This is a genomic window from Stappia sp. BW2 (assembly GCF_008107695.1).
Lineage (GTDB): Bacteria > Pseudomonadota > Alphaproteobacteria > Rhizobiales > Stappiaceae > Roseibium.
In genome coordinates, this window is record NZ_VIRG01000058.1 from 55,493 (window position 1) to 66,676 (window position 11,184).

General features: G+C 61.6%; 11 protein-coding genes. All 11 read right to left on the reverse strand.

What is annotated here, in order from left to right; translation table 11 throughout:
- Window positions 1-63 precede the first annotated feature (63 nt).
- The 11 genes from FMN63_RS08430 to FMN63_RS08480 all read right to left on the reverse strand — a co-directional run bounded on the left by FMN63_RS08430 (window position 64) and on the right by FMN63_RS08480 (window position 11,184).
- Window positions 64-1,077 (reverse strand): LacI family DNA-binding transcriptional regulator, encoded by a 1,014-nt coding sequence (locus FMN63_RS08430; RefSeq protein ID WP_148583523.1) that lies wholly within the window; start codon window positions 1,075-1,077, stop codon window positions 64-66.
- Between the two features lie 7 nt (window positions 1,078-1,084).
- Window positions 1,085-2,248, reverse strand: coding sequence for a dihydrodipicolinate synthase family protein (locus FMN63_RS08435; RefSeq protein WP_148583524.1), 1,164 nt, complete (start codon window positions 2,246-2,248; stop codon window positions 1,085-1,087).
- 28 nt (window positions 2,249-2,276) lie between these two features.
- Window positions 2,277-2,591 carry a Dabb family protein gene (locus tag FMN63_RS08440; RefSeq protein WP_148583525.1) on the reverse strand — a complete coding sequence of 105 codons (315 nt, stop codon included), beginning with the start codon at window positions 2,589-2,591 and terminating at the stop codon, window positions 2,277-2,279.
- Window positions 2,588-4,180, reverse strand: a complete 1,593-nt coding sequence (locus FMN63_RS08445; protein ID WP_148583526.1) for a GMC family oxidoreductase — start codon at window positions 4,178-4,180, stop codon at window positions 2,588-2,590. The genes FMN63_RS08440 and FMN63_RS08445 overlap by 4 nt, the downstream gene beginning before the upstream one ends.
- Window positions 4,181-4,205: 25 nt before the next feature.
- The gene (locus FMN63_RS08450; RefSeq protein WP_148583527.1) at window positions 4,206-4,964 is read right to left on the reverse strand and encodes a 3-ketoacyl-ACP reductase; all 759 of its coding nucleotides are present in this window, start codon (window positions 4,962-4,964) and stop codon (window positions 4,206-4,208) included.
- Window positions 4,961-6,445, reverse strand: coding sequence for a GMC oxidoreductase (locus FMN63_RS08455; RefSeq protein WP_148583528.1), 1,485 nt, complete (start codon window positions 6,443-6,445; stop codon window positions 4,961-4,963). Before FMN63_RS08455 ends, FMN63_RS08450 begins: the two co-directional genes overlap by 4 nt.
- A 3-nt stretch (window positions 6,446-6,448) precedes the next feature.
- Window positions 6,449-7,558: an ABC transporter ATP-binding protein gene (locus tag FMN63_RS08460; RefSeq protein ID WP_148583529.1), complete on the reverse strand. Its 1,110-nt coding sequence runs from the start codon at window positions 7,556-7,558 to the stop codon at window positions 6,449-6,451.
- A 4-nt stretch (window positions 7,559-7,562) separates the two neighbouring features.
- Window positions 7,563-8,426 (reverse strand): ABC transporter permease subunit, encoded by an 864-nt coding sequence (locus tag FMN63_RS08465; RefSeq protein WP_498927068.1) that lies wholly within the window; start codon window positions 8,424-8,426, stop codon window positions 7,563-7,565.
- A gap of 8 nt (window positions 8,427-8,434) precedes the next feature.
- On the reverse strand, window positions 8,435-9,340 hold the full coding sequence (locus tag FMN63_RS08470) for a carbohydrate ABC transporter permease (protein WP_148583531.1): 906 nt from the start codon (window positions 9,338-9,340) through the stop codon (window positions 8,435-8,437).
- 165 nt (window positions 9,341-9,505) lie between these two features.
- On the reverse strand, window positions 9,506-10,750 hold the full coding sequence (locus tag FMN63_RS08475; protein ID WP_148583532.1) for an ABC transporter substrate-binding protein: 1,245 nt from the start codon (window positions 10,748-10,750) through the stop codon (window positions 9,506-9,508).
- A 239-nt stretch (window positions 10,751-10,989) separates the two neighbouring features.
- Window positions 10,990-11,184 (reverse strand): hypothetical protein, encoded by a 195-nt coding sequence (locus tag FMN63_RS08480; RefSeq protein ID WP_148583533.1) that lies wholly within the window; start codon window positions 11,182-11,184, stop codon window positions 10,990-10,992.

Below are 11,184 nucleotides of genomic sequence, written 5' to 3' on the forward strand. Positions count from 1 at the left end.
GTTGACGGGTCGGAGCGAAGCCGCCCGTCAATGCCGGCAACGAGGCCTCGCGAGAACACCCGGTCATTCATCGAAGCCCAGTGTTGACTGCCGTTTTATCAGTTCAACCGGATAATGTTTCGTGTCCGGCGGCCTGACGCCGTCGACAATCCAGGCCAACATCGCTTCGGCAGCATTGCGGCCGAACAACGCGGTGTCGCACCGGACTGAGCTCAGCCTGGGATAGGCCAGCGAACATTCCTCGATATCGTCAAAGCCGATGATCCTGAATTCCTGGCCGACCTTGACGCCAAGTTCGGCAAAACCGCTGAGCATGCCGAGGGCAACCAGATCGCTGAAACAGATCGCGGCTTCCAGACCCTCATGTTCTTCCAGGATCTTCAACGCGATTTCCCGGCCGGACTGTCTGGACGGCCGTCCGTGAAAGATGGTCGGCGCAAGTCCGTTCGCCTGCATCACGCTTCGATAGCCGGACATGCGTTCCAGCGTGATCGGCCGGTCCGCAAGACCGCCGGCAAAGGCGATCCTACGACATCCCGTATCGATGAGGTGCTGCGTGGCAGCCTCGCCTCCAAAGGCATAGTCATGCGAGGCGAAGGGAAACAAATCCGTGCGGTCGTCCAGCTGGCGCAGCACCTGCATGGTCGGGATGCCGGCCCGCTCGATCCGCTCGAACGGGCTTTCGTCACCGCCATAGGTCGGCGAGATGACGAAGGCCGATACGCCATGCTCGATCATGCTGTCGATCACCTGCGCCTGGATTTCCGGATCCTCGTCCGTGTTGGCGATGACGGTGGAGTAGCCCTTGCTGGCGAAAGTCATCTGCGCACTGGCGGCAAATTCGGTGAAGAACGGGTTGCGCAGGTCGTTGATGATCAGGCCGATGAGACCGGAGGCTGCCCCGCGCAGGCCCGCTGCGGAGCGGTTATAGACGTACCCCAGCTCATCGATGGCCCTGGTTACCTGGTCCCGCGTCGACTGTTTCACCAGCGACGAATTCTGAAGCACCAGCGAAACGGTTGATTTCGAAACCCCCGCCTGTCTCGCAACATCCAGAATTGTCGGTCGCTTTTTCATGAAAGGTCTATCCGATCCCGTGCAGTTTCAGAAGCAGCCCCATGCGCTCCTCGGCGATCTCCGGCTTTGACAACAATCGAGCCTCATCTGCAAGCCGGAAGACTTCCGCATAGTGAGCAATTTCACGCGAGGACTGGAAACCGGCCGGCATGATGAAGTGGCTCTGGGCATCGTTCAACCAGGCAAGGAAGGCGATTCCGGCCTTGTAGAACCGGGTCGGCGCCTTGAAGATTTCCCGGCTCAGCGGAACGGTGGGTGCAAAGAGGGCGTGATAGGTTTCAAGATCACCTTCCGCCAACGCCTCCAGGGCCTGGCTCGCCACCGGCGCAATCGCCGCGAAGGCACCGAGCAGCGCATGCGAATAGTGTTTGCCGTCACCTGCGATCAGATCCGCATAGTTGAAGTCGTCACCGGTATAAAGCCGCACACCGTCCGGCAGACGCGCCCGGACGGCTTCTTCGTGCGCCTGATCGAGCAGCGAGATCTTGATGCCGTCGACCTTGGCCGCATGGTTTTCGATGATGGCAAGAACAGCGTCGGACGCAGCAGCAACATCCGTCGACCCCCAATAGCCGGTGAGCGCGGGATCGAACATATCGCCGAGCCAGTGCAGGATAATCGGCTCCCGCGCCTGCGTGATCAGCCGGCCATAAACGTCGGCATAATCGTCCGGCCCCGCGCCGATGGCGGGAAGCGCCCGCGAGGCCATCAGGATCGCCTCCCCGCCTGCCGCCTCGATCGCCTCAAGCTGAACGGAATAGGCCGCGACGATGTCGTCGTTGGTCCTGAGCTTTTCAAGCGGCACCTGATCCGTGCCAGCACCGCACGCAACGCGCGGCTTCAGCGGATGCGCCTTGGCCTCTTTCATGGTGCGTTCGATCAGTTCCTTCGCCGTTGCCCAGTCAACGCCCATGCCGCGCTGTGCCGTGTCCATGGCCTCGGCCAGTCCGAGGCCCTGGTCCCACAGCCAGTGCCGGAATTTCAGCGTGTTTTCCCAATCGACCGCCGGAGACCCGACCCAGGGATCGCGCTCGCGCAGAGGATCGGACACCACATGCGCCGCGGCAAAAGCGGTTCGGGTCAGCGGCACGCGCGGTGCGCGCGGGGTCAGGGCGTCGCCGGTGAGGCTGTAAGGTTCCAGCTGGTTTTCGTAAGTGGGCAGGGTCAGCATGATACGCTCCGGAAAACTTGGCGGCCGGTCAGGCCGGAACGGGAATGTCGAGGACGAGAATGCCGTCGATCCCGCCGATGGCATTGGCGACCAGCCTGGCGCCAAGCGCCTTGTGGTCCGGATGGGTCTGGTAGGCTTCCAGCGCATCCCAGCTTTCGAAATCGACGGTGAAACCGTGCATATAGCCGCGTTCGATCTGTTCCGGGCTCTCGCTGCGGCCCGAAACGATCTCGCCGATGCCGGACACCTGGTCGCGAATGCTTCTGAGCTCCTGAAACAGGCTTTCGATCAGCTCTTCGGTAACGTCCGGCTGAAACTTGATGAGAACGATATGACGGATCATGACAGCGCCCCGTGGTCTTCGCGGATCATGTCGGAGGCTTTCTCACCGATCATGATGGCCGCGGCATTGGTATTGGAAGAAATGACCCTCGGCATGATCGAGGCATCGACCACACGTAGCCCCTCGATGCCGTTGAACCTCAGGCGTGGATCGACCACCGCCTTGTCGTCGGACCCCATGCGGCAGGTGCCTGCCGGATGGTGGGAGGTCTTTGAGTGTTCGCAGATGAAGCGGAAGTAGTCTTCGTCCGTCTTCACTTCCGGTCCCGGCAGGTGCTCGGCCTTGATGAAAGGCTTCAGCGGGGCCTGCGCCAGAATTTCCTGCGTCAGTTTCAGGCCCCGGATCGACATGTCCCGGTCCTGGCTGTCCTGCAGGTAATTCGGGTCGATCAGTGGTGCATCGGCTGGATTGGAGCTCTTCAGGCGCACGCTGCCGCGCGAGCGCGGGCGCAGATAACAGGAATTGAGGGTCACGCCGCCATCGGGCATGGCGGCAACACCGGATTCAATCCCCGTACCGAGACCGAGATGAAACTGCAGGTCCGGCGAGCGCGCGTCCGGGTTCGCGTACCAGAACCCGCCCGTCTCGAAGAGGCTGGAGGACACCGGCCCGCGCCGGGTGAGCAGATACTGCAGGCCCGCCAGCACCGACAGATGCGGCTTGGCATAGCGGTCGTAGGTGTGTGGACCACTGACCTCGCAAATGCAGTAAAGGTCCAGATGGTCCTGCATATTGGACCCGACCTCCGGCTGATCATAGATGATATCGATACCGAGCTTCCTGAGGTCGTCCGCCGGACCGATGCCGGAAAGCTGCAGCAGCCTGGGCGAGCCGATGGAGCCGGAAGACAGAATGACTTCCGTCCCGGCCGTCAGGCGGGTCCTGTCGATCAGCTCGACACCTGTCGCCCTGCCCGTCTCAACCACAATGCGGCGCACCTGCGCACCGGTCTTGATGTGGAGATTGGGCCTGCCCTTGTTGGGTGCAAGATACGCCATGGCGGCGGAAGACCTGCGGGCATTGCGCTGTGTCAGCTGGTAGTAGGCAACGCCGTCCTGCTTTTCCCCGGTCACATCCTCGTTCTTCGGAATGCCGAGCGCGGCAGCAGCTTCGAAATAGGCTTCGCAGATCGGCAGCGGGGCACAGGGCCTCGACACTCCGAGCGGGCCGCCCTTGCCATGGTAGCGGTTGTCGTAGGTGTCGTTGTCCTCGGCCTTGCGGTAATAGGGCAGAACGTCTTCATAAGCCCAGCCCTCGCAGCCCATCTGACGCCACTCGTCGTAATCAAGTGCGTTGCCGCGAGTGTAGATCTGCGCGTTGATGGCCGAACCGCCGCCGATCACCTTGGCCTGGGTATAGCGGAACACCCGGCCCTGCATGTGCTTCTGCGGCACCGTGTGCCAGCCCCAGGACCCGATGCCCTTGGTCATTTTCGCAAAGCCGGCAGGCAGGTGATAAAACGGATGCCAGTCGCGTCCGCCCGCCTCCAGCAGCAGCACGGAAACGTCCGGGTTCTCGGTCAAACGTGCGGCAACAACCGAGCCGGCGCTGCCACCACCGATGATGATGAAGTCGTAGCCTGTTTCCATCTGCAATCTCTCAGAACAACTCGCTCTAAAGCCGGGGGATCGACAGACCGCCGTCCACCGCGAAGGTCGAGCCGGTTGCAAAGGCCATGTGGCCTTCGACAATCGGCACAATGATTGAGCCGACATCGGCGGGCTGCCCCCAACGGGCAGCAGGCACCAGACCATCTTCGATCCGGGCCGTGTATGTGTCTTTCAAACCGGCCGTCATGCCGGTTTCGATAATGCCTGGCCGGAGTTCGAAAACCCCGATGCCATGCGGTGCAAGCCGGACAGCGAAAAGCTCTGCCATCATGGCGGCGCCTGCTTTCGACAGGCAGTATTCCGCCCGTTCGATCGACACCATCTCCGCGCTGACGGAAGTGATGAAACTCATCGAGCGATAGCTGTCGGACGGCTGCTTCAGCATGCGTCTCGCCACTTCCTGCGCCAGGAAGAACGCTCCGCGCAGATTGACGCCCATGACGAAGTCGAAACTGTCGGGCGCAAGATCCAGCATGTCGCCCCGGATCCTGGCCGGAACCCCCGCGTTGGAGACAAAAGCCGTCACCGGTCCGAGATCCGCTTCCACCCGGTCGAGCAGGACCGTGCAATGGTCAATGTCCAGAAGATCGTGCCGGAAATAGGTGCCTTTGCCGCCGAGGCTGTTCAGGGCGTGAACCACCTCCGAAGCCTCCGCCGCTTCCTGCGCGGCAATGGCCACTCTGTAGCCCGCGTCCGCGAGCGCCCGTGAAATGCCGAGACCGATGCCGCGCTGACCGCCGGTCACAAGTGCGATCCTCGTCATGCCGCCAGATCCTTCTTGATGGTTTCGGCGGCGCGCAGCGCCAGGGCCGCGACAGTGAGGGCCGGATTGACAGCGGCCGAGGTCGGCAGCGCACCGGCATCCGTCACGAAAAGGTTCGGATGGTCCCAGGACCGGCACTCCGGATTGAGCACGGAGGTCTCGGGATCATCGCCCATGCGCACAGTGCCGCACTGATGCGACGGTACCCTGCCGTCGAACAATCGCGACAGCACCATCGGAAAACCAGCCTCTCGCAGAGTTTTGCGAGTCTTTTGGACCAGCTTCCTGTGCGCCGTCATGTTGGACCGCCGCCAGATCAGCTGGATCTTGCCGTTCTTGAGGACAACCCGGCTTTCCGGATCGGGCAGATCTTCTGAAATCAGATAGAGATCGAGGGCGTGGCCGGAGATCCAGCGGGCGGCGACTTTCGGCAGCCGTGGCACCTGAATCTTCAGGATGTCCGGGGTCACCCGGCCCAGAAGCTGGACGTTGCCCAGAGGCATGCCGTCCTCGCCATCATCAAGATACCAGTCATTCAGGCCGAAGGTCTTCTGATAGACGGAGGTGTTGCGGAAGCGCGGATCGATGGCAATCATCGCCGTCGCGTTGTGGTTCATGAAACAGCGGCCGACATTATCCGACAGATTGGCAACACCGGACCGCAACAAGAGCGCTGCGGACTGGACCGCGCCCGCGCACAGGGCGACGACACCCGGTGTCAGGCAGTGATCTTCGCCGTCCTTGCGGTAGTGAACTTCCTCGATCTTGCCGAACATGGCTCCTGTCTTAAGCGCGGTGACGTCCGCGCCGGTGACAAGGGTCACGTTGTCATGGGCAAGAGCGGCCTCCAGTGCGCAGGTTTCCGCATCCATCTTGCCGCATCGAAGATCAGGATACCCGTCCCAGCCGGTCTGCCCGGCATCGAGCCATCGGTCGATATCGACCCCCAGCGGCAGACTGAACGGCCGGACACCAGCCTGTTCCAGCCGCCGTCTGGCAATGCGGATCGCGTCTTCGTCCGGGACCGGTGGAAACGGATAAGGCTTGCCGTGCGGCGGTTCTGTCGGGTCGGAGGCCGTATCGCCCCGGACCTGGAACAACTGCTCCGCAGCATCGTACCAGGGCGACAGTTCGTCATAGGAAAGCGGCCATGCCGGTGAGAGGCCGTCATAATGCTCCAGCACCCCGAAGTCCTCTTCCCGGTAGCGGATCAGCACCGCACCGTAGAGCTTCGAGTTGCCGCCGACATTGTAATAGTTGCCGGGCTCGAACGGATTGCCTCGCCCGTCGAGCCAGGTTTCCGGTGCCCGGAAAGCGCTGTTGGTATAGATGCGCCAGGGGTCCCGGGCCGGTGCATCGTCCGGTATCCGGTAGCCCCGCTCCAGGATCGTGATCCTGGCTCCGGTCGGAGCAAGACCGGCAGCAAGGGATGCACCGCCCATGCCGCTGCCGATAATCACGATGTCGGGCACAGTGGTCATGGGTCAGGCGATCCGGTTTTCGGTCTTCGGGTCGAAGGCGACCGCCTTTTCCATGTTGAAGGCAAACGGGAACACGTCCCCTGCCTTCACCGCAACATCAGCCCGGAAACGGCCGGTCACATCCTTGCCGCCGATCTGGCTGACGACGAATGTGTCGGAGCCGGCCGGCTCGGTGACTTCCACCGGCGCTTCAACGAGGTGAACTGCCCTGGAATTGCGATCCGCACCATCCCTGTCCGTGATGGCTTCCGGTCGGATGCCGAGAATGATGTCCCGGCCGATGCTGGAAGACAGGGCGTCGGAGGCGAACGGAATGGCGGCCTTTTTGCCGTCGGCCAGCGTAACTTCCGCGGCCGGCTTGCTGTCCGCAGAGACGACCTTGGCCGGGAACAGGTTCATGGAAGGCGATCCCATGAAGCCGGCCACGAACATGTTGGCCGGATTGTCGTAGATCTCCTTTGGCGTACCAAGCTGCTGGACATAGCCACCGAACATGACCGCGATCCGGGTCGACAGCGTCAGTGCCTCGATCTGGTCATGGGTCACATAGACGATTGTGGTGCCAAGCTTCTGGTGCAGCTTCTTGATTTCCGTGCGCATGTCGACACGCAGCTTCGCATCCAGGTTCGACAGCGGTTCATCGAACAGGAACACATCCGGCTCGCGCACCAGCGCCCGGCCCATGGCGACACGCTGCCGCTGACCACCGGAAAGCTGGCCTGGCTTGCGGTCGAGCAGATGGCTGATCTGCAGGAGATCGGCCACCTGTCCGATGCGCTTTTCGCGTTCCGGCTTGGCGATGCCGTGCATTTCCATACCGAAGGAAATGTTCCCGGAAACGGTCATGTTGGGGTAAAGCGCGTAGGACTGGAACACCATGGCGATGTTGCGGTCCGCCGGCTTGACGCCGTTCATGCTCTTGCCCTTGATCGCGATCTCGCCGGAGGTGATGTCCTCCAGGCCCGCGATCATGTTGAGCAGGGTGGACTTGCCGCAGCCGGAAGGGCCGACGAGCACGAGAAACTCGCCCTCTTCGATGGAGATGTCGGTTTCATGCAGGACCCGCAAGGATCCATAGGACTTGGTCGCCTGCTTGATGTCGAGAAAGCCCATTGTCTTATCCTTTTACCGAGCCTGCCATCAGACCGCGCACGAAGTAGCGGCCTGCGACGATGTAGACGAGAAGGGTTGGAAGCGCGGCCATGATCGCACCGGCGAAATGCACGTTGTATTCCTTCACCCCGGTGGAGGATTGCACCAGGTTGTTGAGGGCAACGGTCATCGGCTGGCTGTCGAAATCGGAGAAGGACGCGCCGAACAGGAAGTCGTTCCAGATGTTGGTGAACTGCCAGATGACGCAGACCACGGCAATCGGCCCGGACGACGGCAACAGGATGCGCCAGAAGATCCGGAAGAACCCGGCCCCGTCGATCTGCGCCGCTCGCACAAGCTCCGTCGGGAAGGCCGCGTAGTAGTTGCGGAAATAAAGCGTCGAAAAGCCGATCCCGTAGACGAAGTGCACGAAGATCAGACCCGGCACCGTGCCGGCGAGCCCCATCAGCCCCAGCATCCGGGCCATCGGGATCAGAACCATCTGGAACGGAATGAAACAGCCGAACAGCAGAAGGCCGAACAGGATGGTCGCCCCGCGGAAGGTCCATTTGGTCAGCACGTAGCCGTTCAGCGCGCCAACCAGCGTCGACAGGGCCACCGCCGGAACCACCATGATGATGGAATTGAGGAAGTAGGGCTTCAGACCCGTCGCCTCGACGCCGACCTGTGCGGTCGACCAGGCGCTTTCCCACGGAGCGATGGTCCATTGCTTTGGCAGGGACATCATACCGCCCGACGTGATCTCGGACAGCGGCTTCAGCGAGTTGACCACCATCACGTAAAGCGGCAGCAGGTAGTAGATGCAGAACAGTGCGAGCAGCAGATACAGGATCACGCGGGCCGGACGCAGGGAGGAAGACCTGGACATCGTCGACATCACTTTTTCTCCCTGAGCTCGGACCAGAGGTACGGCACGATGATCGCGGCAATCGTCATCAGCATGATCACGGCGGAGGCCGCACCGATGCCCATCTGGTTTCGGGTGAAGGTGTAGGAATACATGAAGGTTGCCGGCACTTCGGTTGCGGTTCCCGGCCCGCCGCCCGTCAGGGCGATGACCAGGTCATAGGACTTGATCGCCATATGGGCGAGCACCACGAAGGCCGACATGAAGGCAGGCCGCAGCTGCGGGATCACGATCCGGCGGTAAAGCGCGAAGGTGGACGCCCCGTCGATCTGGGCGGCTTTCATCATCTCGCTGTCGATGCCGCGCAGGCCCGCCAGGAACATCGCCATGACGAAGCCGGACGTCTGCCAGACCGCAGCGATCACGATGGTGTAGATCGCAAAGTTCCGGTCCTTGATCCAGTTGAAGGTGAAGGTTTCCCAGCCCCAGCCGCGCACCACGGCTTCGATGCCGATGCCCGGGTCAAGGAACCATTTCCAGGCGATCCCGGTCACGATGAAGCTGAGCGCCATCGGATAGAGATAGATCGTGCGGATGAAGCCTTCTGCGCGGATCTTCTGGTCCAGCAATATCGCCAGCAGCAGCCCAAGGACGCAGCAGATGGTGATGTAGAGAACGCCGAACACCACCAGATTCGAAACGGCCGTATCCCAGGCACGGATCCTGAAGAGGTTTTCGTAGTTGTGCCAGCCGACCCATCCGAAGGAGGGCAGAATGCGGCTGTCCGTGAACGACAGGTACAGCGTGAAGGCGATGAAGCCGTAGACGAAGATTGCCACGATGGCGATCGTCGGGCTCAACACGAGTTTGGGCAAAGCATCACGCAGTCTGTCAACAACGGAACCGCGCGGGTTCGCCGTTTCAGAGAGAGACATCTTGAGTTCCCCGACCTGGAGCACTGGTGCCGGCGTTCGAATGAACGCGCCTGGCAGCTCTGAGACTTGGGATCCGGCCGACCCGGGAACGGTTGCTCGCAACCGCGCGTCGGTCCGCCGAACCGGTGGGAGAGCGGTGAAGAATCACCGCTCTCCGCGTGGCCGTTACTTGTTGATCTGTACGGCGGTCACGAGTTCCTCAACAGCGGTTTCGCTGTCGTATTCCCCGTTGAAATGTGCCGTGATCACGTCGTACATGGCATTCTTGATGGCCGCCGGGTTGGCGTGGCCGTGCGCCATGGAGCCATAGAGGTTGCCGCTGTCGGCAGCCTTTTTCAGATCCGCCATCCCCTTCTTGCCGCAAGCATCGAAGGCCTCGTTCGAGACGTCCGTCCGGGCCGGAACGGAGCCCTTCACGACGTTGAACGCGGACTGGAAGCTCGGCGACAGGATCGCCGTTGCAAGTGCAGCCTGCTCCTTGCCGACTTCCGGACCCTGCGCGAACATCGCAAACTGGTCGGCGTTGAAGGTTACCTGGTCCTGGGTGCCCGGGAAGCGGAAGCAGAGGAAATCCTCATCCGGCTTCTTGCCGGCATTCAGGAACTCACCCTTCGCCCAGTCGCCCATCATCTGGAAGGCCGCATCGCCGTTGATGACCATGGCGGTCGCAAGGTTCCAGTCACGGCCGGAGAAGTTGTCATCCACGTAGGAGCGGATCACGGCCATGCGGTCGAAAGATTCCTTCATGGTGTCGGAGCCAAGTGCTTCCTCGTCCAGATCGATGAAGGCCTTCTGGTAGAACTCGGGTCCACCGGTGGCCATGACGACTGCGTCGAAGATGGTCGCATCCTGCCAGGCCTGACCGCCATGAGCGATGGCCGTCTTGCCGGAGGCTTTCACCTTCTCCAGAGCGGCAACGAATTCGTCCCAGGTCTGCGGAGGCTCGATGCCGAGCTCGTCGAGGATGGCCTTGTTGGCCCAGACCCAGTTCGTGGAGTGCACGTTCACCGGTGCGGCGACCCACTTGCCGTCATACTTGGAGAATTTCTGCAGGGCTTCCGGAACCACTTCGTCCCAGCCTTCCATACCGGCCAGGATGTTCAGGTCGGCAAGCGCGCCTTCCTTGGCCCAGTCGGTAATGTCAAAGCCAAGCATCTGCACGGCGGTGGGCGGGTTGCCAGAGGTGACGCGGGCGCGCAGCACGGTCATGGCCTGCGTCCCGCCACCACCTGCGACAGGCATATCCTTCCAGCCGATGCCCTGGCTTTCCAGATCCTGCTTCAGAACGTTGAGGGCGGCAGCTTCACCGCCGGACGTCCACCAGTGCAGAACTTCAACATCGGCGGCGGACGCCATGCTTGTGCTCATTGCAAGGGCGGCAAGGCCCAGCTTCAGCGATTTCAAAGACATTGTATTCCTCCCATAGAGTGCCCTGAGGCGTTTCGAGTGCCGGAGCCCGGCATTCGAGTGTCACGCAACGTTGCTCGCAACGTTGCAAACTGGAGCGCATTCAGCGATTTTCATTGCGCTCGAGAATCGGCAAGTTTCGTTTGTTCTCCAGACCATTAAGGCGCGTGTTTCAGTGCCGTATGGCAGCGTATTTTTCCGTTGTAACTTTTGAAAGCCTCCACTTGGACGTGACTGGCTTTTCACGCCAGAATGCATCGGCTCAAGTGAACGGGCATGACGCGAAAACCCTTTGACCCTGCTGGCGGACGCCACGCGGAAAAACGGCCACGCCCCACCTTGCGCGCAGTGGCGCAGGAGATCGCCTTTGCCGCAACGACGGTTTCCAGCGCTCTTGCAGGCCCCCCCAAGATCGGCAGCGCCTCCAGGAAGGACAT

What these genes read in the sequence shown, in the direction of transcription:
- FMN63_RS08480 (WP_148583533.1), bottom strand. Translation starts at nt 11,184, where the DNA reads ATGTCCTTCCTGGAGGCGCTGCCGATCTTGGGGGGGCCTGCAAGAGCG.
- FMN63_RS08465 (WP_498927068.1), bottom strand. Translation starts at nt 8,426, where the DNA reads ATGTCCAGGTCTTCCTCCCTGCGTCCGGCCCGCGTGATCCTGTATCTG.
- FMN63_RS08460 (WP_148583529.1), bottom strand. Translation starts at nt 7,558, where the DNA reads ATGGGCTTTCTCGACATCAAGCAGGCGACCAAGTCCTATGGATCCTTG.
- FMN63_RS08435 (WP_148583524.1), bottom strand. Translation starts at nt 2,248, where the DNA reads ATGCTGACCCTGCCCACTTACGAAAACCAGCTGGAACCTTACAGCCTC.
- FMN63_RS08455 (WP_148583528.1), bottom strand. Translation starts at nt 6,445, where the DNA reads ATGACCACTGTGCCCGACATCGTGATTATCGGCAGCGGCATGGGCGGT.
- FMN63_RS08445 (WP_148583526.1), bottom strand. Translation starts at nt 4,180, where the DNA reads ATGGAAACAGGCTACGACTTCATCATCATCGGTGGTGGCAGCGCCGGC.
- FMN63_RS08440 (WP_148583525.1), bottom strand. Translation starts at nt 2,591, where the DNA reads ATGATCCGTCATATCGTTCTCATCAAGTTTCAGCCGGACGTTACCGAA.
- FMN63_RS08470 (WP_148583531.1), bottom strand. Translation starts at nt 9,340, where the DNA reads ATGTCTCTCTCTGAAACGGCGAACCCGCGCGGTTCCGTTGTTGACAGA.
- FMN63_RS08430 (WP_148583523.1), bottom strand. Translation starts at nt 1,077, where the DNA reads ATGAAAAAGCGACCGACAATTCTGGATGTTGCGAGACAGGCGGGGGTT.
- FMN63_RS08450 (WP_148583527.1), bottom strand. Translation starts at nt 4,964, where the DNA reads ATGACGAGGATCGCACTTGTGACCGGCGGTCAGCGCGGCATCGGTCTC.
- FMN63_RS08475 (WP_148583532.1), bottom strand. Translation starts at nt 10,750, where the DNA reads ATGTCTTTGAAATCGCTGAAGCTGGGCCTTGCCGCCCTTGCAATGAGC.